Below are 25,566 nucleotides of genomic sequence, written 5' to 3'. Positions count from 1 at the left end.
CACCATGCCTGTCCTCACCGGAGGCCAGATCGTCGCGCGGACCCTGCGCAACTACGGGGTCGACGTCGTCGCCGGCATCCCCGGCCACGGCATCTGGTCACTGACCGACGCCTTCCTCGACGACGAGTCCAGGATCCCCTTCATCCAGACCTTCCACGAGCAGAGCGCCGTCCACCTCGCCGACGGCTACTACCGCGTCACCGGCCGCCCGCAGGCCGCGGTGACCTCCATCGGCGCCGGCGCCAGCAACACCGTCATCGGCATGGGCACCGCCTTCACGGACTCCACCAGCGTCCTCGTCGTCACGGGCGGCCCGCCGACCCACATGCGCGGCCACGGACTGCTGCAGGAACTGGACCGCTACACGGCCAACGACTTCCCCAAGGTGGCCGAGGCGGTCAGCAAGCGGCACTGGGTCGTCACCCGTGTCGAGGAGCTCCCCTTCGTCCTGCACCGCTGTTTCAACTCCATGCTGACCGGCCGCCCGGGCCCGGTGCACCTCGAAGTCCCCATGGACGTCCAGGCCGAGGCCGCGAACGTCGAACTCCACGACCTGGAGCGGCGTATCCCTGTCGGCCGCCAGCACCCCGACCCGGAAGCGGTGGACCGCGCGGTCGACGTACTGCGGGCGGCCACCCGGCCGGTCATCGTGGTCGGCGGCGGTGCGATCACCTCCGAGGCGTCCGACGAGGTCCTCGCGCTCGCCGAGCGCTGGCAGATCCCGGTCGTCACCACGTGGAACGGCAAGAGCGCCTTCCCCGAGGACCACGAGCTGTTCGCCGGCAGCGTCGGCCAGACCGGCACGATGACCGGCAACGCGATCGCCAGCTCGGCCGACGTCGTCATCTCGGTCGGCTGCCGCTTCACCGACTGGTCGGCCTCCAGCTATGCCAAGGGCATCAGTTTCTCGATCCCGCCCGCGAAGCTCATCCACATCGACATCGACCCGCACGAGATCGGCAAGAACTACCCCGCCGAGGTGGGCATCGTCGCGGACGCCCAGCGCGCCGTGGCCGCCATCGTCGACTCCCTCCCCGCCAAGGGCGTCGACCGCTCCGAGTACCTCGCCGAACTCGCCCAGCTCAAGCAGGACTGGGAGGAGAAGCTCGCCGGCCGCCGCGACAGCGACCGTTTCCCGTTCACCTCGCAGCGCCCGCTCGGTGCCCTGCGCAACGTGCTCCCGCGCGACGCGATCATCGTCGCCGGCTCGGGCAACACCCAGGGCGCGGTCAAGCAGACCTTCCCGGTCTACTCGCCGCGCACCCACCTCACCTCCGGCGGCTTCTCCTCCATGGGCTGGGCCATCCCGGCCGCCGTCGGTGCCAAGCTCGCCCGGCCGAACAGCCCGGTCGTGTGCGTCCTCGGCGACGGCGACTTCCTGATGACCTCCCAGGAGATCGCCCTGAGCGTCACCGCCGGCGCACCGGTGATCTTCGTCGTCCAGAACAACGCGGGCTACATGTCGATCCGCGGCGGTCAGCGCAAGCAGACCTCCCGGCACATCGGCACGGAGTTCTCGCACCCCGACGGTTCGCCGTACAGCCCCGACTTCGCGGCCATGGGCCGGTCCTTCGGGATCGAGTCGTGGAAGGTGAACGACGCCGCGTCCCTGGAGCCGACCCTGCGCAAGGCCGTCCAGTCGGGAGCCCCCGCCCTGATCGAGGTCCCCACGGACCGCGACGCCGCGGGCCCCTGGGTCCCCGGCTGGTGGGACTTCCCGATCCCGGCGTACATCAAGGACGAGCGCCAGGACGAGTACGACCGCATCAGGGCCACCGAGCAGCACCTCTGAGACGGCCCCGCGCCACCGCACCGACCACCGCCCGTGCGGCCGAGACCCGGCCGCACGGGCGGTCCGCGTGCCCGGACTCACCCCTCGCGCGAACCCGCCTCCCAGGGCCACGTGGAGTCCCGGCCCGCCTCGATGAGCGGGATCAGCCGGAACGCGGCGTCGCTCAGGCCGCCGAAGGTGTGGTGGTGCGGGCCGGGCGGGGCATGGGCCGGGGAGTAGCCGGCCAGATTCCAGGTGTAGACGGGGACGCGGAAAGGGATCGCTCGCAACGGGTTGGACCACTGAGCGGGCCCGGTCTGTTCGTCGGTCACCATGACCACCCGGTCGTGACCGGCGTAGTGCCGCCTGAGCGCCGCGGCCGTGTGGGTGCCGCCGAGGTCGTGGAAGCGCTCCAGGACGCGCAGTACGGGCTCACCCGGGGCGAGTTCCACGCGACGGCTGTCCGACCCGAACTCCACCAGGTCGGCGGACTCGGCCCGCAGCGCCAGCGACGTACCGAAAATGGCCGCCGAATCGGCCCGGTTGAGCTGGGTGTGCTCACCGGGCGTGTCGAACATCGAGCCCGACCGGTCCACCAGGATCAGGGTGCGGCCGGGCAGTGCGGGGACGTGGGCGAGGGAGTGGCCGAGGGCCGTCTCCAGAGCCTCCTCCCAGCGGGGCGACGGCGCGTTGCGATGGGCGGCCAGATACCGGAACGGGAACTGCCGGGATCTGCGCACCTCGTCCGGGGAGGAGATCCGCGCGGCGACCTCGGCGGCCACCCGGTCGCTCACGCCGGCGAGGTCGAGGTTGCGCAGGTTGCGTACGAGGGCCATCGCCCCCATCGAGGGAATCAGCGCCTCCCACACCGCCGCGTCCAGCGGCCCCTGGAGCCAGCCTGCCACCGACTCCCAGGTCATCCCGGCCGCGTTCAGCCGTTCGGCGCCACCCGGCGCGGTGACCAGAGCACGCCGTTCCTCGACCGGTACGGCCATCAGCTCCCGGTGTGCGCCGAGCAGTGTCTCGCCGGCCGGGGGAAGAGCACGGTCCGGACGGTGACGGCGGTCGATCGCGTACTTGAACAGGGGCCCCTGCCATGGACGTCCGGGGTCGGGGGAGGGGTGGGTGAGTTCGATGACGTCGGCGAAGCGATAGGGGCGTGAGGCGGTGTCGTACTTGAGGAGTGCGCGACCGGTGTACAGACGCCGGACGGCGTCGGCGACTCCGCGCTTGAGCGGCTGCGGGAGTCCGCGCCCGTGCCGGGAGATCCAGTACGCCAGCAACTCACCCGGCTCGTCGGCCCGTTGCAGGACGGCGGACACGGCCTGCCGGGAGAAGCCGACGGCCCCCGCGTCCAGCCTGGCCCGCACGAACTCGGCGGCGCCCACGAGGGACGCGGTGCGCATATGGGCCTCGGTGCGCAGCCAGCCCAGCAGGCCGAGGGTCCACTCCGGATCGCTGACGGCGAGCGTGCGCACCAGCTGCTCGTAGCGCTCGTCGCGGGCTGCGGCGTCCTCGTAGAAGGTGTGATGGCCGACCATGTTGGCCACGGCCAACAGGAAGAGTTCCCCCTTGGGCGTGCGGGCGTACGCGGGCCCACCCTGGTGGGTGAGGCGGGGGAGTCGGCGCGTGGAGGGCCGGTGCGGGCCCGCTGCCGTGCCGGACGGCGGGAGCAGCCACCGGCCGTGGGTGGAGAGCGACGATGTCGCTCCGCCGGCGGTCAGGCCCGGTATCTCCGCCTGGATCTCGTTCCTGGCTTCGGACTTGGCTCGCTGACGGTTGAAATGGGGCATGCAGAAGGTCCCTTGGGAGACGTTCCTGGAAGAAGGAGAGACGCCTTCCGAGATCAGTAGTGGCACCGGGGTGGTGTTGCTATCTCAGACAGGAAGTAACCGGGGCACAGCGCATCGGAAGGCGTCGGGCACGCACGCTAGTCGATGCGATGAGCGGTCGCACGCCATTTATTTGCCGCCCTCCGCACGCTCCTCCTGCCTTGCCGAGCTCGCGTGGGGCGGTGCCGACTCGTGTCGTCGGCACCGCCCCACGGGCGGATCGTGCTGATCGTGGCGGCGGACCCGATCAGTCCACGTTCACGATCTTCCAGAGCTGGCCGTCGGCGCTCGTGTCGGTCGTCTGGACGAGCTGGGAGCCCGACGCGGGGAGCGCCAGCACCTTGTCGCTCTTCACGTTCTTGATCTTGTAGTAGCCGTTTCCGGTGGCGACCAGGGTCCAGTGCTGGTTCGCACCGTTGTTGTCGGACCACTGGACGACGGGCGCGCCGTCCGCGGTGGAACCGTTACTGACGTCCAGCAGTTTGCCGGTGTCCTGGCTGACGATCTCGTAACTGCCGTCTCCCACCGGGACATACCGCCAGCGCTGGTTCTGCGCCCAGCTGTCGGTCCAGTGGATGATGGACGCTCCGTCGGAATTCGATCCACCGGAGATGTCGACCGCCTTGCCGCTGCTCTTGTTGAGCATCTTGTAGAAGCCGTTCTTGGCGGGGAACGCGATGTGGGCGAACGCGTCCAGCGCGCAGACCGTGTTGGAGGAGGACGCGTTCTTCGTTCCGGTGCACACGATTCTGATCGTGTGGGGGCCGGCGGCGAGATCCGTCTTCTCGAACAGCGTGACCTGCTTGGTCACCGTGGAGGCGTAGGCGTCGATGCCCGACTGCGCGAGGGTGCCGTCGAGGTAGACGTCCACCTTGCCCATGTTCGGCTGCTTCATGGAGAGGTAGCGGATGCCCGTGCCGGTGAAGGAGTACTCGGCGTAGTTGCCCGACGCGCTCGTGAACTTCTCGGACCCGTTGAAGTCCTTCGTGTCGTTCCAGTTCGACCAGCCGGAGGAGTAGGTGACGCTCGCGGCCTTGTCGTCGGCGTAGGCCCAGCGCTGCCGCACCAGCGCCTTCGACGCGGCGGACGCGTCGCCCTGTGCGTCCACGACGTAGAGACGGTAGTCACCGGCCGACGGGGGGACGTCGATGGACGTCGCGGTCCCGCTCGCCTTGGTCATGGTGGCGCCGACGGCGAACGTCGTCGTACCGGACGGTGCGAGCCAGAGGGTCTTCGTCGCGTCGCCGGTGCTGCGGACGGGGACGGACGACACCCCCTTGCCGGCGAACGTCGCGGCGGGCAGTACGTAGTCCTGCAGGGCCACCCTGCTCCGGGGGACGAGGTCCTTGTAGGCGTCCTCCAGGCCCGCGTCGAGGGCGATGTCGTACGCCTCGGACGGCCACACGTTGTCCGCGTACGCGCGCACGTCCTGGATGGTGCTGGCCGTGACGGACTGGTCGAAGATCTTGTTGACGGTGCCGTAGGTGTTGGTGATCGACAGGTTGTTCTGGCGACCCCAGTTGCCGGAGTGGATGGTGGAGGTGAGCCCCGGGTCCACGTCGAGCACGTTGTCGTGGAAGGTGATGTGGGCGGAGCCCTCGTCGGGGTGGATGCCGTACTTGTGTCCGGCCGGGACACCCTGCATGTAGTTGCCGCTGATCTCCGTTCCCGGCTGGCTGCCCAGCGTGTAGATCGGACCGGCGTCGCCGAGCGTCTGCATCGTGTCGACGATCTCGTTGTACCTGATGGAGTTGTTCTTCGCCGTGGTGGTCGGCGTGCCGGGCCGGACCGAGTCCGAGTCCCCGTTGAAGTTCCACCAGCCCCAGCCGAGCGAGATGCCCGCCCACGGGGATTTCTCGATCCGGTTGTGCTCCACGGCCAGGGTGTCGGCGAAGTACGCCGACACGGGGTTGGAGCCCTCGAACAGCACCGCGCTGTCGTAGAGGTAGTTGTTCCTGACGGTGATGTTCTTGCAGACGCCCTCGACGTTCACCGGGTACTTCTCGTTGTTGGTCGAGGTGTAGTCCCCGATGTACACGTGCTGGGGGTGTCCCACGGTGATCGCGGACCCGGCCGTGTCATTGACGTAGTTGCCGGTCACCTGCGAGTCGGTCACGTCGTTCGCCAGGGTGATCGCGTCGGCACCGGTGTGCTGCACCGTGTTGCGCTGCAGGTTGATCCCGTCGGCGCTCTCGACCTGGATCATCGCCGGCTGCAGATCGACGTTGCGGTACGTGTAGGCGTGGAAGTTCTGTTTCGCGTACACGGTCGCGGTGACGTTGCCCTGCTGGCCCTGCCGGAAGACGGAGTCCCCGACCTTGACCAGGTTCCAGTCGGAGTGTTCGACCGTGAGCCCGGAGAACGTGATGTTGCGCGCGTGGTCGGTCCTGGACGTGCCGGCGATCTTGAGGATGGTGGAGACGTTGTTCGGCGCGAAGACCTTCGCCGTCGTCATGTCCTCGGAGCCGGACTTGTAGTAGTACAGCGTGTGACTGGTCTTGTCGAAGTAGAACTCGCCCGGCTGGTCCAGGAACTCGTACGCGTTCATGAACGTCTGGGTACCACTGGCCTGGAAGTTCGCGTTGAACGCGGCCTGGGCTATCGCGGCGCCCGGCTCCTGGAACTTCGCCACGCGATTGGTGCCGTCCGCGCTGGTGGTCACCTCCTTGACGCCCACGATCGCCGTGGTCCAGGTCGTCGCCGTCTTGATCTCCACGTCGTCCTGGTTGGACGCGATGGCGGGCAGGTCGGAGAGACTGTACTTGGAGGCGTCACATGTCTGACCCGTCTCCCAGGCCCAGGAGGGCAAGGGGGCCTCGACCTTGTAGTTCGCCCCGTAGCATCCGGCCGAGCTGATCGTCTTCGAGGCCATCTCGGCGCGCTTGCCGTCGACGTAGAGCGCGCGGAGCTTGTTGTCGCGGTCGAGGGTGGCCTTCCAGATGTTCCCGCTGTGCTGGGTCCAGCCGGTCACCGGGACGCCTCCCTCCAGGACCGGCTTCTCGCCCGGGTAGGCGGCGTACACGACACGGTTGCCGTTGGTCCCGGAGTCGGCCGAGGTGAAGTTGATCGTGCTGGTCACCGGGTAGGTGCCGCCGCGGAGAAAGACGTTGATGTCACCGGTCATGTCGTCGTTGACCGTGCGCACGACGTCCCGGGCGTGCTGCAGGGTCTTGAACGGCGCCGAGATCGTTCCGGAGTCGGAGTCGTTGCCGTCGGGGGAGACGTAGTAGGTCGCCTGGGTCGCGGCCGAGGCCGGGGTCGGCGCCGTCAGGGAGGTCAGCAGCGCGGCGGAGACCGACAGCGCGAGCACGGCTGACAACTTGCGGACGGGAGAGGTGACGTGGCTCATCGTCTGCCCCTCCTGCTGGTTCGGACGGTCGAGCGAGCGTTCATGCGGCGGCTCCTGGGTGCTACTCGATGCGGTTGACGCGGATCTTCGGTACGCCCGGTCCTGCGCCTCGGAGGCCGAGGCACGTCGGTGACCGGCACAGCCCCTCGTCGAGGGGTGGGTTCACGACGTCGGCAGCGATGGTGCGGCTCCGACGGAGACGGAGCGGGGCCGTAATCGGTCGGGCGGGCGGCGGTGGACGGTTCTGGCTCGGCGGTCACGCATGACGGGGACTTCCTCGGTGCGCGGATTCAGGGGGAGGGGGCGCGGGATTACGGGGTGGCGTCACCGTGCGCGGCGGAGGGGACGTCGGGCCTGATGAACCCCTGGGCCCGGAGGTCGTCCCAGAGGGCCTGGGGGACGACGCTGCGGTGGAGTTCCACGTTGTGCCGCACCTGCCGCGCCGTCCGCATCCCGAGCGTGACGTTCACGACGCCGGGATGCGTGTACGGGAAGGCGATGGCGGCTGCGGGCAGGGTCGTTCCGTGGGCGGCGCAGATGTCGGCGATGGCTCGTGCCCGGTCGACGAGGGCGGTGGGGGCGTCCTGGTAGTCGTACTTCATGCCTTCGGCGGGCCGGTCGCGGGAGAGGAGGCCGGAGTTGAAGACGCCGACGGCGACGACGCTCTTGCCGTGTTCGTGTGCGGCGGGGAGGACGTCGTCGAGGGCGGTCTGGTCGAGGAGGGTGTAGCGGCCGGCGAGCATGACGATGTCGGCGGGGGTGTCGCGCAGGAAGCGGGCGAGCATGGCGGACTGGTTCATGCCGGCGCCGATGGCGCCGATCATGCCTTGGTCGCGGAGGTCGGCGAGGGTGGGCATGGCCTCGTCGGCGGCTTGCTGCCAGTGGTCGTCGGGGTCGTGGAGGTAGACGATGTCGAGCCGGTCCAGGCCGGTGCGGCGCAGGGTCTCCTCGATGGACCGCAGGACGCCGTCGCGGCTGAAGTCCCACTGCCGGCGCAGGTCGTCCCGGACGACGAAGCCCTCGGAGTCGACGCCCCGGGGCGCCTCGTTGGGGACGAGGAGGCGGCCGACCTTGGAGGAGACGACGTACTCGCCGCGCGGACGGTCCCGCAGCGCGGCTCCCAGGCGCAGTTCGGACAGGCCCAGCCCGTAGTGCGGGGCCGTGTCGAAGTAGCGGATGCCCGCGTCCCAGGCGGCATCGACGGCGGCCGACGCGTCATCGGCGGTGGTCTCGCGGTAGAGGTTGCCGATGACGGAGGCCCCGAAGCCCAGCTCGCTGACGGCGACCGACGTCCGCTGAATCTTCCGGTGGTGCACGGAGGGCTCCTGGGTGGTCATCGGCCGAGCCAGCCGCCGTCGACGGGGAGGGTGGTGCCGTGGATGTAGGTGGCGGCGTCGGAGGCGAGGAAGACGGTGGCGCCGGCGAGGTCGTCGGCGTTGCCCCAGCGTCCGGCGGGGATGCGGTCGAGGATGGCCCTGCTGCGGACGGGGTCGTCCTGGAGGGCCTGGGTGTTGTCGGTGGCGATGTAGCCGGGGGCGAGGGCGTTGACGTTGACGCCGTGGGGTGCCCATTCGTTGGCGAGGGCTTTGGTGAGTCCGGTGATGCCGTGTTTGGCGGCGGTGTAGCCGGGGACGGTGATGCCGCCCTGGTAGCTGAGGAGGGAGGCGGTGAAGATGATTTTGCCGTGGCCGTGGGCGACCATCGCGGCCCCCACTGCGCGGGTGAGGGTGAACTGGGCGCTCAGGTTGACCTGGAGTACCAACTCCCAGTCGGCGTCGGTGTGTTCGGCGGCGGGTGCGCGGCGGATGGTGCCCGCGTTGTTGACGAGGATGTCGACGGGGCGCTCGCGTCCGGCGAGGTCTGCGCCGAGGGCTCGTACGGCGTCGGGGTCGGCGAAGTCGGTGCGGAGGGCTTCGAAGGTGCGGCCGGTGGCGTGGACGTCTTTTTCGATGTCGCTGCCGGTGTTTTCGAGGGTGGCGCTGACGCCGATGATGTCGGCGCCGGCTTCGGCGAGGGCGCGGGCCATGGCGCGGCCGATGCCGCGGCGGGCGCCGGTGACGACGGCGAGCTTCCCGGTGAGGTCGAAGGCGTTCATATGGCGGCCCCCTGGGCGGCGTCGTCGGTGAGGTGAGTGGGTGCCGTGGTGTCGGTGCAGTCGACGAGGATCTTCATCACGTCTCCGCCTGATTCGAGTGCTTCGAAGGCGGCCGGTGCCTCGGTGAGGGGCACGGTCTTGGTGATGAGCCGGTCGGCGGGGATGGTGCCGTCGGCGACCAGGGCGACTGCCTTCTCGAAGTCGGTGCGGTCGTAGAGTCGTGCGCCGACGAGGGTGAGTTCGCGCCAGAAGAAGCGGTGGAGGTTGATCTCGCGGGGGCGGGGGTGGATGGCGACCAGGCACAGTCGGCCGCGTACGCCGAGAACCTCGACGGCGGTGTCCACGCCGCCCGCGGCTCCGGACACCTCGAAGGCGACCTCCGCCCCTGCACCACCAGTCCACTCACCGACCAGAACGCCGATGTCGTCCGCGGCGGGGTCCCAGGCGGTCAGGCCCAGCTCCTGGGCGAGTGCCCGCCGGTGTGCGCTCAGTTCCACCACGCACACCTCGGCGCCGGCGGCCTGTGCGACCAGGGCGATGAGGATGCCGACGGGTCCGCCGCCGATGACCACGGTCTTCTCGCCGTCACGCACGGCGGCGCGGCCGACGTCGTGCACGGCGACGGCGGTGGGTTCGACCAGTGCGGCGTGGTCCAGGGGCAGGGTGTGGGGGAGGCGGATGAGGGTGGAGGCGGGTACGGTCCAGCGTTGCTGCATGGCGCCGGGGGAGTCGATGCCGATGAAGTCGAGGTGGTGGCAGATGTGGTGGTGGCCGGCCCGGCAGGCGGGGCAGGTGTCGTCCCAGCGCAGGGGCATCACGGTGACGGCGTCTCCGGGTGCCCAGCCTTCCACGTCGGGTCCGACGCGGACGACGCGGCCGGACATCTCGTGGCCCAGGACCGCGGGTGCGGCGACCCGGGCGTCCATGTCGCCGTGGAAGATGTGCAGGTCGGTCCCGCAGATCCCGACGTAGGCGGGAGCCAGCTCCACCTCACCGGGACCCGGCGGCACATCGAGTGCCGGAGCCGTGTCCAACGTACGGGCGGCCGTGTAACGAACGGCGAGCGTCATGGTCTTCTCCTGTGTTCCTGCGGCACGCGTGCCGATGGTCAGCCGCGGGCGGGGAGGCGGTAGAAGGCACCGGCGGTGCCGGCGAGCAGCGCGTGGATCTCGTCCTCGGAACAGCCGTCGAGCAGCTCGTCCACGGTGGCGGCCCAGCGGTTCCAGCCCCCCGCGAGGTTCGCTACCGGCCAGTCCGAGCCGAACATCAGCCGGCCGGGTCCGAAGGCCGCGAGCAGGACGTCCCAGAAGGGGCGGATGTCGGCGGTGGTCCAGGAGTCGTGCTCGGCCTCGGTGATCAGCCCTGACACCTTGCAGACCACCTGCGGGTGCCTGGCGAGCAGGCGGACCTGGTGTTCCCAGTCGGCCAGTTCGCCCCGGGCGACGGACGGCTTGCCCGCGTGGTTGAGCACCTGGGGCAGGTCCGGGAAGCGCTCCGCGAGCCGGATGGCCTGGTCGAGCTGGTGGCTGCGGACGAGCACGTCGTAGCCGAGCCCGCGTCCCCGGACCGCCGCCAGACCGCGTTCCACGTCGGGGCGCTGCAGCCATCCCGGATCCGTCTCGCTCTGGACGAGGTGGCGCAGGGACCGCAGATACGAGCCCCCCGGCCCGGCGAGCAGCCGGTCGAGCACGTCACCGATGGCCGGGGACGTCAGGTCCGCCCAGCCGACCACGGCCCCGATCAGCGGCTCCTGCTCCGCGAGGGCGAGCAGGTCCTCGGTCTCGGGCACGTCCGGCACGCACTGGACGACCACCGTGCTGTGCAGGGCACGGCCCGCGATCGGGCGGGTGGCGGTGGAGCGCAGGTCGGCGGGGGTGAAGGTCCGGCGGATCGTCGCCACGGTGGGATCGTCGAGCCAGGGCTGCGGGCGCCGGTCGAGATCCCACAGATGATGGTGGGCGTCGATGAGGAAGGGGCTGGAGGTCACTGGGCGGTCCAAGTCGGTTCGGTCCGGTGTGAACTGTCGGATGGCGGCGTCAGGCGGCGGCGTCAGGTGGTGGTGTCAAGCGGTGGCGCTGTCGTCGGGTGTGCCGAGGTGCCAGATCTCGGTGAGTTCCGTCCACTGGCGCGAGTCGCCCCGGTCGGGCCAGGGCTCCTGGCAGGGGTCGGTGAGCTTCCACCACTCCTGGGTCTCGGGGTCGGCTTCGAGTCCGGCGATGTCGGCGTCGAAGTCCTCGCCGTGGTACTCGAAGTAGGCGAACAGCGCGTCACCGTGCAGGAAGATGCTGTAGTTGCGGATGTGTGCCCGGTGCAGGGCGGCCTCGACTCCGGGCCAGACCGCGGCGTGCAGCGCGAGGTACTCCTCGCGTCGCTCGGGCCGGAGCCGGATGGTCTGGGCGATGCGCTTCATGAGGTCTCCCCTTCGGTGTCCGGGCCGGACGTGTGGCCCTGAGTGTCGAACGGTGTGCCGTAACTGGGAGGGTTGGCGCGCAGCCGGAGGCGGAGAGTCAGCCGGATGCGGGTCGACGCGGGCAGCTCGACGGTCAGGAGGCTGCTGTCGCAGGACTGCTCCGCCTCACCGACCACGGGCTCCGTGTGACCGTAGTCGTACATGTCCCCGATCCAGCCGTCGTCCTCGCAGGTCGTGTACCGGACGGCGGTGATGGTGTGCTCGGCGAAGGCGCCCGCCTGGACGATCACCGTGCGATCGGTGCCGGGGGAGAGGTTCACCAGCTCGACGGTGGTCGCCTCGGGGTCGATCGAGGTGACGAGCGCCGCCACCTCCGGCGGCAGGCCGGGACGGCGGGCCTCGGCGTCGTGGTAGCGCAGCCGGGCCTGTTGCAGACCGCCGTTGTACAGCACCTGCGGGCCGCCCCAGGTGAGCTGGACGAGCGCTTCGGTGGCCACCGGGTTGCACAGCTGCCACACGTGGATGTCGGCCTCGGGCACGTCCAGGTCCCGGTACCGGTCGACGCGTCGCAGGCGGTGGCGGACCTGGGCCTGGGCCGCGGCCAGGATCCGCTCCGGGTAGCCGGGGTCGTCGCCGGCGAGGAAGGCGAACCACGCCTTCTCGTGCCCGGACTCCTCCTTGGCGCGGAACGGCCGGACGGTACGCCAGTCGATGCCGTCGGCCTCCCGCAGCCGCTCCAGCCGGGACCGGTCGGCGTCGGAGGCCGTGTGGTGCCACAGGGCCACCGGTACGGGCGGGGTGAGCGGGTTGTAGTCGAACCAGCCCGAGTCGTTGTGCCGGAACGGCAGGTGCGGGGTGGGGGTGTGGATGTCCGGGCCGAGTTCGACGACCCACTTGGAGGGCAGGCTGGAGTCCGCCTCGGTGTGGGGCATCACCTTGGCGTGGCCGATGAGGGTGTCGAGCGAGGTCGCGACCATCGAGAGGTAGTCGTCGTCCCCGGTGACCGTCGCCGCCGCCAGCGCCGCCACACAGGCCGCGTGGCCCACGCTGTGCCAGCCGTGCGGCCAGGACCAGCCGTAGTGACCGCCGTACCAGCGTCCCTCCAGCAGGCTGCCGACGTTCCCGTCCGGACCGGCGTTGTCCGGGATCAGCCCCTCGTTGGCCCGGGTGCGCTCGCGCCACGCGCCCACGTACGCGACGATCCAGTCGCGGTAGCGGTCCTCGCCGGACAGGATCCAGGCGTTGAGGACCAGTCCGGCCGCGGCGAGGTTGACCGCGGTGTCGCCGGCACCCATCCGGTCGCGCATCTGCGCACCGAGGCGCGGGTCGGAGGAGAGCGGGTACGGGCCGTCCTGCGCCTCGGGGAGCCAGTCGAGCGGGTAACCGTACGTCTCCGCCTCCTTCGCCAGCCAGGGGTAGACGTCGCCGTCGAACAGGCCCCGGCGGTCCGGGTCGCTGCCGTTGTGGGGGCGGGTGATGACATGGTGCTCGGGGTCGTAGTTGCCCTTGGCCGGGTCGACGTACAGGTCGGCGAAGCGCAGCGCGCGCTCGCTCCAGCGGTCGGGGGCGGCCATGCACAGGAAGTAGAGCAGCAGCAGGCTCTCGCCCTGGTGGAACCAGTCGTAGCCGCGCTCGTACTCGTCGCGGACCATGTCCATCTCGGTGAGCTGACGGGTGACGCCCTCCCAGTGCTTCTCGCTGGCGGGGAGCAGGTCGTCGGCGCCGCCGAGGAGGTAGAGCTGCGGCCAGTTGAAGAACACCTCGTAGAAGTCGTCCACCCCGTCGCGGGTGGTCAGCCCGCCGGTGTAGTTCAGGCGTCCGTCCGGGCCGGTGAAGTCGCGGGCGAAGCGGCGCCAGGCGTGGTCGAGGAGGTCGAACAGGGCCCGCTGGGCCACGGCCCAGCCGGGCGGTTCGAGCAGCGGCACCCCGGCCCGGATGCCGGGCGAGGAGGCCGTGGCGTCCTCACCGGAGTGGTCGGCGGAGCTGGAGGGCATGGGAGGGATCTCCGTTCGGGGGTGGCTCGGTGTGCTGTCGGGGAGGGGGTCGGTGGCGGGTGCCGCGCAGGGCGTCATTCCTTGGTGGCGCCGGCGAGCATCCCGCTGACCAGGAAGCGCTGCGCGAACAGGAAGACGACGAGGACGGGGGTGATGGCCACCAGCGTCGCGAGCGCCAGTTGCGGGCGCTCGATCGCGAGCGAGCCGACCGTCGGGTTGAACGAGGGAACGCTGCTGAGCAGGTTGCCGACGCCCACCTGGATGGGCATCTGGTCGCTCGCGGGGAGCATCACGTACGGCAGGAAGTAGTTGGTCCAGTTGGCGACGAAGCTGAAGAAGCCGACGAGCGCGATGACCGGGGTAGCCAACGGCAACGCCACCAGGCGGAAGACCTCGAACTCCGAGCAGCCGTCCATCCGCGCGGCCGCCAGCAGGTCCTTCGGTACGGCGGTCGTGAAGTAGATGTACGTCAGGTACACCCCGAACGGGTAGAACGAGTAGGGCAGGATGATCGACCACATCGTGCCGATCAGACCGACCGCGTTGATCTCCAGGAACAGCGGGACCACCAGCGTGGCGTTCGGCATGAGCATCACGACGAGTGTCGAGAGCAGCAGGGCGCGTCTGCCCCGGAACTCGGTCATCGCCAGCGCGTATCCCGCGGGCACGGCCACGCAGAGCGTGATGGCCAGCGAGATCACCGCGTAGAGCGCGGAGTTGCGCAGCCACAGCAGCACGGCGTTGTCCTGGAAGGCCGTGAGCGCGTCCCAGTTGGCCTTGAGCGTGTGCCAGGAGCCGACGGAGAGCGGGTGACCGTGGACCAGTTGCTGGTCGGTCTTGGTCGCCGCGAGGACGAGCCACAGCACCGGCAGGACGAAGAACACCACGAACACGGTCAGGACGGAGCCGGCCAGCAACCGGGACGGCAGGTCGCGTGCGGGCCGACGCCGCTGCCTTGCGGCACGGTGGGGGGTCGGGCTCATGGCGCTGTGCTCCCGTTCCGTGCGGGGCCGGGCGGCGACAGGGCTGGCGGAGGTCTCAGTCGGCATCGAAGAATCCAGACCGTGCGACGAACAGGGCGGCGGCCGACACACTGACGACCAGGAGCTCCACCGAGACCGCGGCGGCGCCGTTGACGTTGTTCATCTGGAAGGCGAAGTCGTACGTCAGCTGGTTGAGCGAGTAGTCGCGTCCGGCCACGCCCACGCTGGCGAGGGAGAGCAGCTGCGGCTCGACGAAGAGCTGCGCACCGCCCGCGAAGGCCAGGATCACCATGTACACGATCCACTTGCGGAGCATGGGGATCTGGACGTGCCAGGCGGTCTGCCAGGCGCCGGCGCCGTCGATGTGCGCGGCTTCCATCACGTCCTTGGGGATGTTGTTGAGCGCGCCGTACATGACGACGATCCAGCCGCCCGCCCCGGTCCAGAACGCGATGACCGTGAACAACAGGGCCAGGTTTCCAGGGGCGATGACCTCGCCGAAGGTGTCGAATCCCAGCAGGCCCAGCAGCGAACTGACCGGACTCACCGTCGGATCGAGCATGAACAGCCACACCAGCACGCTCGCGGCCCCGGCGAGTGCCCCGGGGATGTAGTAGAGGAACCGGAGCGCCTGGCCGGCCGGACCGGAGGCAAGACGGTGCAGCAGCAGCGCGAGGCCGACCACGAACACCACCAGCGAGACGAGCCAGAGGACGAGGTACACCGCGACGTGGCCGACGGCGTCGGTGAAGCGGAAGTCCTGGGCCGTGGTGAGGAAGTTGGTGAATCCGGTGAACCGGCCGCCGGCGTCGGTGAACGCGAAGTAGACCGCGTACCCGGTGGGAAGGATGCCGAAGGCGATCAGCAGCAGAACATAGGCGGCGACGAAGGCCATGCCGGCCCGGCCCCGCCCGAGGGCGCCGCGACGGCGCCCTCGCGCTCCGGCCGCCATGGTGCGGGTGAGGGTCACTGGGAGACCTTGTATCCGTTGGACTTGGCGTACTTGACGATGGAGTCCTGCCAGGCCGGCAGCATCGAGACGATGGTCTTGCCCTGGGTCAGGCCCGGCTTGACCGTGGCGGCCCAGATCGCCTCCTGGCTGAACTGGCCCGAGCCCCAGCCCGGCCACACCTGGGAGGAGGCGGACGCCAGGGCGCCGAGGTCGGTGGCGTAGTACCCGGAGGCGTCCTGGCCCTTGAGCCAGGTCTCGGCCGCCGGCGCGTAGGCCGGGAAGCCGGGCGCCTTCTCGCCCTGGTAAGCCTTGTCGGTGGTGACCCACTTCAGGAAGTCGGTGGCCGCCTCGACGTGGGCGGAGTGCTGGGACAGCAGCCAGGTGCCGCCGCCGACGTTGCCCGTGGACGGCGAGGAGTCACCCTGCCACTGGGGGATGGGCGCCGCCGCGATCTGCCCGGCCGGGGTCTTCAGGCCGTCCTTGAACACCGCGCCGCCGAACCAGGCGGGGCCGGGCATCAGCAGGACCTTGTCGGCCTTGTTCTTGGCGAAGTCGGTGCTGAACACCCCGGTGACGGACATGGACTTGTTCTTGATCAGTACGTCCATGAGCTTCGCCATCTTGGTGCAGTTCTCGCTGGTGGTGTTCACCGACACGGACTTGGGGCCCGTGATGTCGTTCGCACCGCACTTGCTCGCCCACAGGTAGATCTCGGGGGTGAAGGAGTCCCCGGCGTCGCCGACCAGGTAACCGGGGTGGTCCTTGGCGACCTTCTTGCCGATCTGCTGGTACTCCTCCCAGGTCGTGGGGACGGCGTAGCCGAACTTCTTCAGCAGCGGCGCGTTGTACCAGAGCACCGCCTGGGAGAGGTCGTTGCGCAGGCAGTACAGGGTGCCCTTCACCGTGCAGACGTCGTTGGCACCCTTGGCGAACTGCCCCAGCGTCGACTTCGGTATCAGCCCCTTGTCGAGCGGCGCGGCGAAGCCCGCGTCGACGGCCCAGGTCACCTCGTTGTTCTGGGAGCTGAAGACGACGTCGGGCCAGCCCTTGCCGGTGCGGTTGAACAGCTGGACCTTGGTCTGGAGGTAGTTCGAGCCGTTGGCGTTGCCGTCGTAGCTGACGATGTCGAGCTTCACCTCCGGGTGCAGCTTCTGGTACAGCTTCGCGGCGTCCATGCGGGTGGCGTCCACCCAGACGGTCAACGCGCCGTCCTTCTGGGGCGCCTGGTTGAAGCCGTCCTTGGCGGTCGTGCCGGTGGTGCCTCCGCCGCCACAGGCGGTCACGGTCAGCACCACGCCGGCCGCGCAGCCGGCCAGCAACGCCGAACTTCTCTTGCCGAACGCTCTTCCCCGGTCGGCTGAAGGCTTGATGACGGTCATGAACGACTCCACTGGGTGTGCTGGCGCCCCGAGCAGCTCGGGAGTGCGGCGCGTGAGAGGTGGCGACGCCGGGCAGTCCCGGTCCGGCGTCGGATGGGTGAGGACGGCTGTGCGGCTGCCGTCGCGGTAGAAATTAGCCGCCTTATCGAGGTCTGCGTCAAGGGGTTGAGTTGGCATTCTTGTGGCGAATGTGCGGCAGTGATCGTAGAGATAATCCCCTCTTATGCCTTCAAATGTGGGCATCATGGGCATGATGCATGGCTTATCGTCAGCTCTCTGTGGCAGATAAGTACGACTCATCGAGTCTCTGGTGTACGATGAGCGAGGCTCCACAGTGGTCAGCCGCACTCCTCGCCGTCACTCCCGGAGGCTGGACAGATGAACGACACGCCCGCGCTCGCGGCGGCCCCGCCTGTACAGGCATCTCCCGCCGCGACAGCCGCGGCGAAGGACTCGGACGGGCAGCGTGACTACCGTCCCGGTTACGAGGTCGTGGCCGAGCACATCCTCGAGTTCATCGCCGAGGAACGGCTGGTGCCGGGCGACCGGATGCCCACGGAGATCGATCTCGCCCAGCGGCTGGACACCAGCAGGGCCGTCGTCCGCGAGGCTGTGAAGATCCTTTCGGCGCTGGGCCGCGTGCGGGCGCACAAGGGCCGCGGACTGTTCGTCGCGGACGACGAGGGCATGCTCAGCACCAGCCGCTGGGGCGGCTTCTTCCGGCCGGTCGACCTCGACCACGTCCTGATGCTGTTCGAGTTCCGCAGGGTCCAGGAGATGTCCGCCAGCAGCCTCGCGGCCACCCGCGCCACGCCCGCCGAACTGCGCGCGATCGAACTCGCCATGCAGGAAGGCCGGCAGGGGTTCCTCGACGGCCAGGTCGACGTCTTCAACAAGGCGGACGAGGACTTCCACGCGGCAGTGGCCGCCGCCTCGCACAACACCTTCCTGGTCAACGCCGTACGCGATGCCCGGCGGCTGCAGCGGCAGTCCAGCGCGATCGGGATCCACGACTCCTTCGGGGAGAACACGCGGTCCGCGGTCGAGGAGCACGAGGCGATCTACCGGGCCATTCGTGACGGCCTGCCCGACGAGGCGGCCCGGGCCACGGCCGCCCACCTCGACAGGACTCTGGAGGACTACCGGCGGGAGATCCAGCGGCGCGTGTTCGGGTGAACGGTGGCGAAGCCCCGCGTCTCGTCCAAGGCGTTCACGGCCGAGCCCGAAGGGTCACCCCTTCGGCAGAGCAGGCCGGCTCAGTGGCTGCGGGGCGCGTACATGATCACGGCCATGCCTGCGAGGCAGACCAGGGCTCCGACGACGTCGTACCGGTCGGGGCGGTAGCCGTCGGCGACCATGCCCCAGGCGATGGACCCGGCCACGAAGACCCCGCCGTACGCGGCGAGGACGCGTCCGAAGTTGTCCTCGGTCTGCCAGGTGGCCACCACCCCGTACAGGCCGAGGGCGATGACGCCGGCGCCGATCCAGATCCAGCCCTTGTGCTCGCGGATGCCCTGCCACACCAGCCAGGCCCCGCCGATCTCGAAGAGGGCGGCGACGGCGAACAGGGCAAGGGAGCGAGCGACGGTCATACCGAGGGACCCTACCGGCGCCCCGCCCCGCCGATCCTCAGCGGGGCGCCCGACGCCGTGCGGACGCCGAGGGGGCGCCGGGAGCGGTCAGGCAAGAGCCAGGAGCCGTCGATCGCGCGGAACGTGTCCTCGTGGGCGCGTGGCCGATGTTCGCCGGCAGCCGGGGTGCCACCGGCGCCCCGTCGGTGTAGGCGTCGCCTCGGTACGTGGCGAAGCAGGTGGTCGCCGTGGCCGTGTCCCGTGAGTCGACGGTGACCAGGATGTCGGTGCACAGACGCCGGGACAGCCGGTCCGCCGACCGCACCAGCAGAGCGGTCGGGCGCCGGGTGTGGCCCGAGGACGCTGGTCCCGGTGGTGCGGCATGATCGATGCATGCTGATCGAACTGGTGAAGGTCGCGGCTTTTCCGGGCACGCCGTTGCTGGCCCAGGTCCGAACCGGCTTCGGGCACAGCGGAGTTCGCTGGTGCGGTGACCGGGCCGCGGCACCCGGCGAGTACCACGTCGAGTGGAGCATCGACGAGGACATCGTCTGGGGGCGGAACGCCAAGCCGGCCGCTGGTGTCGGTCCCGGGCTCCGGACCGGCGGGCACTGCGTGGTGTTGCGAGGGCGGTTGATGCTCACGGAGGACGGTGCCGCTCTGCTGGACCTGGACGGCTCCGCGGTCTTGTTGGACATCGCCGACCCGCTGCCCGACGGTGTCGCCGGTTCCTGGGTCGAACTCTTCATCGCCCGGGACAACGTCTCGCTCTACCCGTGCGCACTTTGACGGTAGGTCAGTTTTCGGCTGGGTGTGCTTCGGAAGGTCACCGCACCCGCTCGGTCCATTCCCGTACGGCGGGTGCGTTCTCCATGCGGGAGGCGATGTCCGATTTCGCTGCCGCGTCCAGGGTCTCCGCCAGTGCGTGGAACGTGGCGGGCAGCACGTCGAGCAGGCTCAACACCTCCTCGCCGGTGCGGACCGTGAGCAGCAGCCGGCACCTCCATTGCGGCGACACCTCCGGCCGGTGAGTGAGCCGGTGCTCCATCACCGGGAAGAGGTAGTGCATCGCCGCGGCCCGGGTGTGTTCCCGGAGCCAGTCGACCGGCAGCCGCCGGCTGAACCCCGCCCGCTCCGCTTCCTCTTCCAGCAGCAGGAGCCGCTCGGTGTCGATGGCCCGGATCGTCCTTGGTAGCGCTGCTGTCATGCCGGGATCATGCCATCGGGTGACGGCACGGGGGGCACCTTCCTTCCGGTGGCCGGGGCCACGGTTGCCACCGTCCGTGCCGCCCTCACGTCGAGTCACGGACGACCAGATGCGCGCTCAGGGTCACCTTGCGCTCGGGAACGGCGACACCGTGGAGCTGGGCGAGCAGGAGGTGGGCGGCCCGGCGGCCCATGTCCTCGACGGGCCGGTGGACCGCGGTGAGCTGAGGTTCCGTCTCCGGGGCCTCCTCGTGGTCGCGGAAGCCGATGAGCGCGACGTCGTCCGGAACCTTGAGCCCTGCGGCACGCAGAGCGGCCAGCGCGCCGGCCGCGATCGCGTCGCCGGTGGCGAACACGGCGTCGATGTCCCTGCCGCGAGCCAGGAGTTCCCGCATCGCGGCGGCGCCGGAGTCTCGGGTGAGGCCACCGTGGGCAGTCTCGGCATGCGCATGGCCCGCCTCCGCCAGGACGGCGTCGAAGCCTCTCCGGCGGACCATGCCGGCCCGCAGACCCAAGGGTCCCGTGATGACGGCGAAGCGTCGGCGGCCGCGCCGCAGCAGGTGCTCGGCAGCGCACCGGCCCCCGCCCTCGTCGTCGAAGCCCACCGAGTGCCGGGCTGCGGAGTCGGCCGGCGCCTCTATCGTCACGGTGGGAACGCCCACCGCTTCCAGCCGGCCGGGCAGCGGGTCGTCACCGCGCGGCGAGGCAAGGAGGACACCGTCGATGTGACCCGCCGTGAGAAAGGCACCGAGTCGCGCGTGCTCCCGCTCGGACCGGGCGACGGCCGACAGCAACTGGATCCCGCCTGCGGCCAGTTCGGCTGTGGCCCCCTGCACGAGCAGGGCGGAGAACGGGTCCTCCCAGGACCGGAGGCCCTCCGTCGGCGACGCCACGAACGCACAGGTGTCGGTGCGCCGCCGGACCAGGGCGCGGGCGGCGTGGTTGGGTACGTAGCCCAGCTCACGGACGGCCTCCATGACGGCGGTGCGGGCGGCCGGGCTGACGTTGCCGGAGCCGTTGATCACACGCGAGGCCGTTCCTCTGCCGACTCCGGCGAGTGTGGCGACCGACTCCAGGGTCGGCCTGCGGCGTGGCTGGGTCTGCGAGTCTTCGATCACGAGCCGATCCGTACGGGGTTGGCCAAGAAGGCGTGGTGCGGGGGCATGACGCATGTCAGGGGCAGGAGGAGGGGCTTGCGGGGCTCAGCCCTTGCGGGTGTTGATCTCGTCGGTGAGCTGGGGGACGACGTCGAAGAGGTCGCCGACGACGCCGTAGTCGACGAGGTCGAAGATGGGGGCTTCGGCGTCCTTGTTGACGGCGACGATGGTCTTGGAGGTCTGCATACCGGCGCGGTGCTGGATGGCGCCGGAGATGCCGTTGGCGATGTACAGCTGCGGGGAGACGGACTTGCCGGTCTGGCCGACCTGGTTGGTGTGGGGGTACCAGCCGGCGTCGACGGCGGCGCGGGAGGCGCCGACGGCCGCGCCGAGGGAGTCGGCGAGGGCCTCGATGAGGGCGAAGTTCTCGCTGCCGTTGACGCCGCGGCCGCCGGAGACCACGATCGCGGCCTCGGTCAGCTCCGGACGGCCGGTCGACTCGCGCGGGGTGCGGCCGGTGACCTTGGTGCCGGTGGCCAGCGCACCGAACGTCACCTCCAGGGCCTCGACCGTGCCGGCGGCCGGGGCGGCCTCGACGGCGGCGGAGTTGGGCTTGACGGTGATGACCGGGGTGCCCTTGGTGATGCGGGTCTTGGTGGTGAAGGAGGCGGCGAACACCGACTGGGTGGCCACCGGGCCCTCGCCGGACGCTTCGAGGTCGACGGCGTCGGTGATGATGCCGGAGCCGATGCGCAGCGCCAGGCGGGCGGCGATCTCCTTGCCCTCGGCGGAGGAGGGCACGAGTACGGCGGCCGGGGAGACGGCGGCGACGGCGGCCTGCAGTGCGTCGACCTTGGGGACGACGAGGTAGTCGGCGTACTCGGCGGCGTCGTGGGTGAGGACCCGGGTCGCGCCGTGCTCGGCGAGGGCGGCGGCGGTGTCGGCGGCACCCGCGCCGAGCGCGACGGCGACGGGCTCGCCGATGCGGCGGGCCAGCGTCAGCAGTTCCAGGGTGGGCTTGCGGACGGCACCGCCCGCGTGGTCGACGTAGACGAGGACTTCAGCCATGGGATTGCTCTCCTGCGGATTGCGAAGGCGTGAGGGAAGGGGAGGGGCGGCCCCGGCCGTGACCGGCGACGGTCGCGACGGGCCGCGGGGGCCTCAGATGAACTTCTGGCCCGCGAGGAACTCGGCGAGCTGCTTGCCGCCCTCGCCCTCGTCCTTGACGATCGTGCCGGCGGTGCGCGCCGGGCGGGCGGTCGCGGAGTCCACGGCCGTCCAGGCGCCCTCCAGACCGACGTCCTCGGCCTCGATGTCGAGGTCGGACAGGTCCCAGGACTGCACCGGCTTCTTCTTCGCCGCCATGATGCCCTTGAAGGAGGGGTAACGCGCCTCGCCCGACTGGTCGGTGACGGAGACCACCGCCGGCAGGGACGCCTGAAGCTGCTCGGAAGCGGCGTCGCCGTCACGGCGGCCCGTGACGACCCCGTCCCCGACGGAGATCTCGGAGAGCAGGGTGACCTGCGGGACACCCAGCCGCTCGGCCAGCAGCGCCGGGACGACACCCATCGTGCCGTCGGTGGAGGCCATACCGGAGATCACCAGGTCGAAGCCGGCCTTCTCGATCGCCTTCGCCAGCACCAGCGAGGTGCCCAGCGCGTCGGTGCCGTGCAGGTCGTCGTCCTCGACGTGGATCGCCTTGTCCGCACCCATCGACAGCGCCTTGCGCAGCGCGTCCTTGGCGTCCTCCGGACCCACGGTCAGCACGGTGATCTCGGCGTCGTCGGCCTCGTCGGCGATCTGGAGCGCCTGCTCCACCGCGTACTCGTCCAGCTCGGAGAGCAGACCGTCCACGTCGTCACGGTCGACGGTCAGGTCATCGGCGAAGTGCCGGTCGCCAGTGGCGTCGGGCACGTACTTCACAGTGACAACGATCCTCACTTGAGCAACTTCCTTATCTCAGACGGGACTTCCACTCGCCATCGACGCGGTTCTGCACCGAGGCGATCACCCGGAAGGACTCCCGCAGATGGCGGCGGGTGAGCGTGTCCAGTTCCTTGGGGGCGATCCAGGTCGACGCGGTGCCGCCGCTGCGGATGGCGGCGACCTCTCGCTCGATGGCGAGTTCGTAGATGTCGGTGAACGCACCGATCAGGGTCTCGGCCTCTTCGTCGGTCAGCATGCCGTTCGCGGCACCGCGGCGCAGCCGGTCGGGCGTGGTGCCGTGGACGTCGCCGCTGACGATGGCGAGCCAACGGGCCAGTGACGCGACGGGCCGAAGCCCGCCGGCCTTCAGGTCGAGTCCGCCGCGGTGCTCCCCCGAGGACTCGACCACGAAGTCCCGCACGAACCCGGTGGGCGGCTTCGTGGCGAGGGTGAAGCGCAGCAGGGCGCTGAGGAACTCGGTGCTGCGGGTGGTCCGGCGGATCGTGTCCGTGACGCTGCGGCCGAGCGTGATGGCGGTGATCGGCCGGCTGTCGGCGACCATGGAGGAGAGCAGGAGCGCGCCCTCCTGGGTGGGATGCGTGATCCATCCCTGCGCGGCCTTGGTCCATGAGGCGCGGGACCGGCTGAACAGCGGGTTGTCCGCGTTCGCGCCGTCCGGGCACCGCCGCAGTCCGCAGACTTCCATCGCGTCCAGGACCTTGGCGGCCTGCGCGCGGATGGCGGCGGACGAGGGCGGGTCCACGGTGGGCAGGAGCAGGCTGTCCCACATCAGACCGGTGTCCACGTCCGAGCCGGGCAGCGGTTCGCGACGGGCGGAGGAGCCCAGCACCAGCCAGGACGTCCCACCCGCGACGGGAAAGGCGTCGGTGGCGGTCAGGGCCAGCAACCGGTGCAGTACGGCGTCGGTGACGGCGGCGAGGAGCGCGCCGATGTGGGCGGCGGGGACGTTGTTGTCGTGCAGTTCGACGGCGGTGGCGGGGATGAGGGAACATGCCTCGGCGAGTTCGGGGATGGTCGTCGCCGACTCGATCGCCGAACGGATGACGAGCGGATCGCGCACCTCCACCGACGCGAGGTCGATGGCCCGGACGACGCCGGCGGGACGCCCGTTGTCGTCGGTGACGACGAGATGGTGGACGCCGGACTCCACCATCTGGACGAAGGCCGTGGCGAGCGGGGTCCGCGCGTCCACCATGACCACCGGACGCGTGGCGAGCTCACGGGCGGGTGCGTCGGTCGTGAGGAGCCCGGTGGCCACCTTCCGGCGGAAGTCCTGGTCGGTGATGATGCCCAGTCCCTCGTGCAGCCGCACGAGGGCGCAGGACTGGTCGGCGTCGCTGATGGCGACGGCGACGTCCCGGACCGGTGTGCTGTGGCTGCACCAGACGACGGGCCGCATGAACTGGCTGACCGGGGCCCGGCTCTGGCCGAGCAGACCGTCACGGGTGAGCCGCTGCCGGGAGATCATGGTCCCGAAGTGGGCGAACCGCAGTCGTTCGGGCTGGGACACCAGGGTCCTGGGGTCGGGGATGCGGTAGCAGAGCGTGTCCTCGGCGGCCCGGACCGACAGCGCCGGGGACAGTCCGGTCAGCACCGAGATGTGGCCGAAGGTGTCGCCGGTGCCGAGCAGGTCGACGGTCCGGCCCCGGTCGAGGACCTCCACCGCGCCGCTGCGCACCACGTAGACGTGGTCGAGGGCCGGGGCGCCCTCGGCCACGATCATCGTGCCCTCGGAGAAGTACTCGACCTGGATGCTGCGTGCGAGTGCCGCCAGGTCCTTGGCGTCGAGGTCGTCGAACGGGGCCTGGGCTCCGAGGAAATCGGTGAACTCCTGCATGGGGGTCTCTCAGGATCGGGCGCGCGTCAGAGGGTGGTGAGCCAGGTGTCGGACAGGGTGTAGCCGGCGGGGAACGGGTCGCTCGGGTCGTAGCCGACCTGGCACAGTTCGGTGATCCACGCCTGTCCCGTCACGCTCGGGACGACCGCCGGGACGTCGCCGACCCGGGTGAGTTCCTCGATCCTGCTGGAGAAGCGGGTGCCGATGACCGACTCGTGGACAAAGGTCTCCCCGGCCTTGATCTGCCCGCGCCGGTGCATGACGGCCAGCCGTGCGCTGGTCCCGGTGCCGCACGGGGAACGGTCGAGGCGGCCCGGCGAGACCACCACGGCGTTGCGTGAGGTGAGGACGTCGTCCTCGCGGTGCAGGGGTCCCGCGAACTCGGTCTGGGTGATGCCGGCGTACTCCGGGTGCTCGGGGTGGACGGCCGGGAGCTGTTCGGCCGCCGCCTCCTTGATCTTCTGGCCGGTGACGCAGAGGTCGCGGCCCTCGTCCGGGGTGAGCCCGAAGCCGAGCGCCGGCGCGTCGGCGATGACGTAGGCCATGCCGCCCCAGGCCACGTCGACGGTCAGGGTGCCCAGCCCGGGTACCTCCACCTTCGCGTCGAGGTGGTACACGAAGGCGGGCTGGTTGGTGAAGCGGACGCCGGTGACCTTGCCGTCCTTGCACGCGCAGCGCAGCCGGATGAGACCGGCCGGCGACTCCAGGACCACATCGGTGTACGGCTCCCGCATGGGGAGCATGCCGGTCTCCAGCAGCACGGTCGCCGTACAGATGGTGTTGCTGCCCGACATCGCCGGATACTCGGTGGACTCGGCGATCACATAACCGAGTTGGGCCTCGGGGTGGTTGGACGGCAGCACGATGTTCGCGCTGTGCACGACGCCACCGCGCGGCTCGAAGAGAAGCAGCTTGCGGATGTCGTCGAGATGCTCTTCGAGGTAGCGCTTCTTGTCGAACATGGTCTCGCCCGGGACGTCGCCGACGCCCCCTGTGACGACCTTGCCGATCTCACCGGCGGCATGGCACTCGACCACGTTCAGGACCTTGCTCCAGCGCATGGGGACTCCTCACGCGGCGCGGTGGCCGCGTCGTGCTTCGTTGGCGTACGGGGAGGTGGGGAGGACGGGGAACAGGGTCCAC

At 70.1% G+C, this 25,566-nt stretch carries 21 protein-coding genes and 1 pseudogene; 3 read left to right on the top strand and 19 right to left on the bottom strand.

Going from position 1 to position 25,566, the window contains the following annotated elements; all coding sequences use genetic code 11:
- The first annotated feature begins 4 nt into the window (after positions 1-4).
- Positions 5-1,792 carry a thiamine pyrophosphate-binding protein gene (locus PYR72_RS05690; RefSeq protein ID WP_275454206.1) on the top strand — a complete coding sequence of 596 codons (1,788 nt, stop codon included), beginning with the start codon at positions 5-7 and terminating at the stop codon, positions 1,790-1,792.
- Positions 1,793-1,869: 77 nt separating this feature from the next.
- On the opposite strand, the gene PYR72_RS05685 is transcribed toward PYR72_RS05690, so the two are convergent.
- The 11 genes from PYR72_RS05685 to PYR72_RS05635 all read right to left on the bottom strand — a co-directional run bounded on the left by PYR72_RS05685 (position 1,870) and on the right by PYR72_RS05635 (position 16,765).
- Positions 1,870-3,564, bottom strand: a complete 1,695-nt coding sequence (locus tag PYR72_RS05685; protein WP_275454205.1) for a TROVE domain-containing protein — start codon at positions 3,562-3,564, stop codon at positions 1,870-1,872.
- A 286-nt stretch (positions 3,565-3,850) separates the two neighbouring features.
- Positions 3,851-6,952 carry an RICIN domain-containing protein gene (locus PYR72_RS05680; RefSeq protein ID WP_275454204.1) on the bottom strand — a complete coding sequence of 1,034 codons (3,102 nt, stop codon included), beginning with the start codon at positions 6,950-6,952 and terminating at the stop codon, positions 3,851-3,853.
- A 311-nt stretch (positions 6,953-7,263) separates the two neighbouring features.
- The gene (locus PYR72_RS05675) at positions 7,264-8,289 is read right to left on the bottom strand and encodes an aldo/keto reductase (RefSeq protein WP_275454203.1); all 1,026 of its coding nucleotides are present in this window, start codon (positions 8,287-8,289) and stop codon (positions 7,264-7,266) included.
- Positions 8,286-9,047 carry an SDR family oxidoreductase gene (locus PYR72_RS05670; RefSeq protein WP_275454202.1) on the bottom strand — a complete coding sequence of 254 codons (762 nt, stop codon included), beginning with the start codon at positions 9,045-9,047 and terminating at the stop codon, positions 8,286-8,288. Before PYR72_RS05670 ends, PYR72_RS05675 begins: the two co-directional genes overlap by 4 nt.
- Positions 9,044-10,117 (bottom strand): alcohol dehydrogenase catalytic domain-containing protein, encoded by a 1,074-nt coding sequence (locus PYR72_RS05665; protein WP_275454201.1) that lies wholly within the window; start codon positions 10,115-10,117, stop codon positions 9,044-9,046. The genes PYR72_RS05670 and PYR72_RS05665 overlap by 4 nt, the downstream gene beginning before the upstream one ends.
- A 38-nt stretch (positions 10,118-10,155) precedes the next feature.
- Positions 10,156-11,034: an amidohydrolase family protein gene (locus PYR72_RS05660; RefSeq protein WP_275460338.1), complete on the bottom strand. Its 879-nt coding sequence runs from the start codon at positions 11,032-11,034 to the stop codon at positions 10,156-10,158.
- Positions 11,035-11,109: 75 nt separating this feature from the next.
- Positions 11,110-11,457 carry an L-rhamnose mutarotase gene (locus PYR72_RS05655; RefSeq protein WP_275454200.1) on the bottom strand — a complete coding sequence of 116 codons (348 nt, stop codon included), beginning with the start codon at positions 11,455-11,457 and terminating at the stop codon, positions 11,110-11,112.
- Entirely contained in the window at positions 11,454-13,451 is a 1,998-nt protein-coding gene (locus tag PYR72_RS05650) for a hypothetical protein (protein WP_275454199.1), read from the bottom strand. Before PYR72_RS05650 ends, PYR72_RS05655 begins: the two co-directional genes overlap by 4 nt.
- 74 nt (positions 13,452-13,525) lie before the next feature.
- Positions 13,526-14,434, bottom strand: a complete 909-nt coding sequence (locus PYR72_RS05645; RefSeq protein ID WP_275454198.1) for a carbohydrate ABC transporter permease — start codon at positions 14,432-14,434, stop codon at positions 13,526-13,528.
- A gap of 55 nt (positions 14,435-14,489) precedes the next feature.
- Positions 14,490-15,386, bottom strand: coding sequence for a sugar ABC transporter permease (locus tag PYR72_RS05640; protein ID WP_275460337.1), 897 nt, complete (start codon positions 15,384-15,386; stop codon positions 14,490-14,492).
- Between the two features lie 14 nt (positions 15,387-15,400).
- Positions 15,401-16,765: an extracellular solute-binding protein gene (locus PYR72_RS05635; RefSeq protein WP_275454197.1), complete on the bottom strand. Its 1,365-nt coding sequence runs from the start codon at positions 16,763-16,765 to the stop codon at positions 15,401-15,403.
- Positions 16,766-17,143: 378 nt separating this feature from the next.
- On the opposite strand from PYR72_RS05635, the gene PYR72_RS05630 reads away from it, so the two are divergent.
- Positions 17,144-17,941 (top strand): FCD domain-containing protein, encoded by a 798-nt coding sequence (locus tag PYR72_RS05630; protein WP_275454196.1) that lies wholly within the window; start codon positions 17,144-17,146, stop codon positions 17,939-17,941.
- Positions 17,942-18,021: 80 nt separating this feature from the next.
- Here the strand turns inward: PYR72_RS05630 and PYR72_RS05625 are convergent, their stop codons facing one another.
- Entirely contained in the window at positions 18,022-18,357 is a 336-nt protein-coding gene (locus tag PYR72_RS05625) for a YnfA family protein (protein WP_275454195.1), read from the bottom strand.
- An 11-nt stretch (positions 18,358-18,368) separates the two neighbouring features.
- Positions 18,369-18,658 (bottom strand): annotated as a pseudogene (locus PYR72_RS05620) (nuclear transport factor 2 family protein); the annotation flags it as partial.
- Positions 18,659-18,729: 71 nt separating this feature from the next.
- Between PYR72_RS05620 and PYR72_RS05615 the strand changes: the two are divergent.
- Positions 18,730-19,125, top strand: a complete 396-nt coding sequence (locus PYR72_RS05615) for a hypothetical protein (protein WP_275454194.1) — start codon at positions 18,730-18,732, stop codon at positions 19,123-19,125.
- A gap of 37 nt (positions 19,126-19,162) precedes the next feature.
- On the opposite strand, the gene PYR72_RS05610 is transcribed toward PYR72_RS05615, so the two are convergent.
- The 6 genes from PYR72_RS05610 to PYR72_RS05585 all read right to left on the bottom strand — a co-directional run bounded on the left by PYR72_RS05610 (position 19,163) and on the right by PYR72_RS05585 (position 25,484).
- Entirely contained in the window at positions 19,163-19,543 is a 381-nt protein-coding gene (locus PYR72_RS05610) for a hypothetical protein (protein WP_275454193.1), read from the bottom strand.
- An 85-nt stretch (positions 19,544-19,628) separates the two neighbouring features.
- The gene (locus PYR72_RS05605) at positions 19,629-20,660 is read right to left on the bottom strand and encodes a LacI family DNA-binding transcriptional regulator (RefSeq protein WP_275454192.1); all 1,032 of its coding nucleotides are present in this window, start codon (positions 20,658-20,660) and stop codon (positions 19,629-19,631) included.
- Between the two features lie 84 nt (positions 20,661-20,744).
- Complete coding sequence (locus PYR72_RS05600) at positions 20,745-21,707, bottom strand: electron transfer flavoprotein subunit alpha/FixB family protein (RefSeq protein WP_275454191.1); 963 nt, start codon at positions 21,705-21,707, stop codon at positions 20,745-20,747.
- 93 nt (positions 21,708-21,800) lie between these two features.
- A complete protein-coding gene (locus tag PYR72_RS05595; RefSeq protein ID WP_275460336.1) occupies positions 21,801-22,562 on the bottom strand; it encodes an electron transfer flavoprotein subunit beta/FixA family protein in 762 nt (253 codons plus the stop codon).
- 31 nt (positions 22,563-22,593) lie between these two features.
- On the bottom strand, positions 22,594-24,423 hold the full coding sequence (locus tag PYR72_RS05590; protein WP_275454190.1) for a putative nucleotidyltransferase substrate binding domain-containing protein: 1,830 nt from the start codon (positions 24,421-24,423) through the stop codon (positions 22,594-22,596).
- A 26-nt stretch (positions 24,424-24,449) separates the two neighbouring features.
- The gene (locus tag PYR72_RS05585; protein WP_275454189.1) at positions 24,450-25,484 is read right to left on the bottom strand and encodes a proline racemase family protein; all 1,035 of its coding nucleotides are present in this window, start codon (positions 25,482-25,484) and stop codon (positions 24,450-24,452) included.
- Positions 25,485-25,566: the final 82 nt, after the last annotated feature.

It is taken from the genome of Streptomyces sp. VNUA24 (assembly GCF_029167005.1).
Classification (GTDB): domain Bacteria; phylum Actinomycetota; class Actinomycetes; order Streptomycetales; family Streptomycetaceae; genus Streptomyces; species Streptomyces scabiei.
Note: the sequence above shows the minus strand (reverse complement) of the source record. Positions and strands in the feature narration are given on the sequence as shown.

Coding starts and splice junctions, on each gene's coding strand:
- PYR72_RS05690 (WP_275454206.1), top strand. CDS start 5: ATGCCTGTCCTCACCGGAGGCCAGATCGTCGCGCGGACCCTGCGCAAC.
- PYR72_RS05685 (WP_275454205.1), bottom strand. CDS start 3,564: ATGCCCCATTTCAACCGTCAGCGAGCCAAGTCCGAAGCCAGGAACGAG.
- PYR72_RS05680 (WP_275454204.1), bottom strand. CDS start 6,952: ATGAGCCACGTCACCTCTCCCGTCCGCAAGTTGTCAGCCGTGCTCGCG.
- PYR72_RS05675 (WP_275454203.1), bottom strand. CDS start 8,289: ATGACCACCCAGGAGCCCTCCGTGCACCACCGGAAGATTCAGCGGACG.
- PYR72_RS05670 (WP_275454202.1), bottom strand. CDS start 9,047: ATGAACGCCTTCGACCTCACCGGGAAGCTCGCCGTCGTCACCGGCGCC.
- PYR72_RS05665 (WP_275454201.1), bottom strand. CDS start 10,117: ATGACGCTCGCCGTTCGTTACACGGCCGCCCGTACGTTGGACACGGCT.
- PYR72_RS05655 (WP_275454200.1), bottom strand. CDS start 11,457: ATGAAGCGCATCGCCCAGACCATCCGGCTCCGGCCCGAGCGACGCGAG.
- PYR72_RS05650 (WP_275454199.1), bottom strand. CDS start 13,451: ATGCCCTCCAGCTCCGCCGACCACTCCGGTGAGGACGCCACGGCCTCC.
- PYR72_RS05645 (WP_275454198.1), bottom strand. CDS start 14,434: ATGAGCCCGACCCCCCACCGTGCCGCAAGGCAGCGGCGTCGGCCCGCA.
- PYR72_RS05640 (WP_275460337.1), bottom strand. CDS start 15,386: ATGGCGGCCGGAGCGCGAGGGCGCCGTCGCGGCGCCCTCGGGCGGGGC.
- PYR72_RS05635 (WP_275454197.1), bottom strand. CDS start 16,765: ATGACCGTCATCAAGCCTTCAGCCGACCGGGGAAGAGCGTTCGGCAAG.
- PYR72_RS05630 (WP_275454196.1), top strand. CDS start 17,144: ATGAACGACACGCCCGCGCTCGCGGCGGCCCCGCCTGTACAGGCATCT.
- PYR72_RS05625 (WP_275454195.1), bottom strand. CDS start 18,357: ATGACCGTCGCTCGCTCCCTTGCCCTGTTCGCCGTCGCCGCCCTCTTC.
- PYR72_RS05615 (WP_275454194.1), top strand. CDS start 18,730: ATGCTGATCGAACTGGTGAAGGTCGCGGCTTTTCCGGGCACGCCGTTG.
- PYR72_RS05610 (WP_275454193.1), bottom strand. CDS start 19,543: ATGACAGCAGCGCTACCAAGGACGATCCGGGCCATCGACACCGAGCGG.
- PYR72_RS05600 (WP_275454191.1), bottom strand. CDS start 21,707: ATGGCTGAAGTCCTCGTCTACGTCGACCACGCGGGCGGTGCCGTCCGC.
- PYR72_RS05590 (WP_275454190.1), bottom strand. CDS start 24,423: ATGCAGGAGTTCACCGATTTCCTCGGAGCCCAGGCCCCGTTCGACGAC.
- PYR72_RS05585 (WP_275454189.1), bottom strand. CDS start 25,484: ATGCGCTGGAGCAAGGTCCTGAACGTGGTCGAGTGCCATGCCGCCGGT.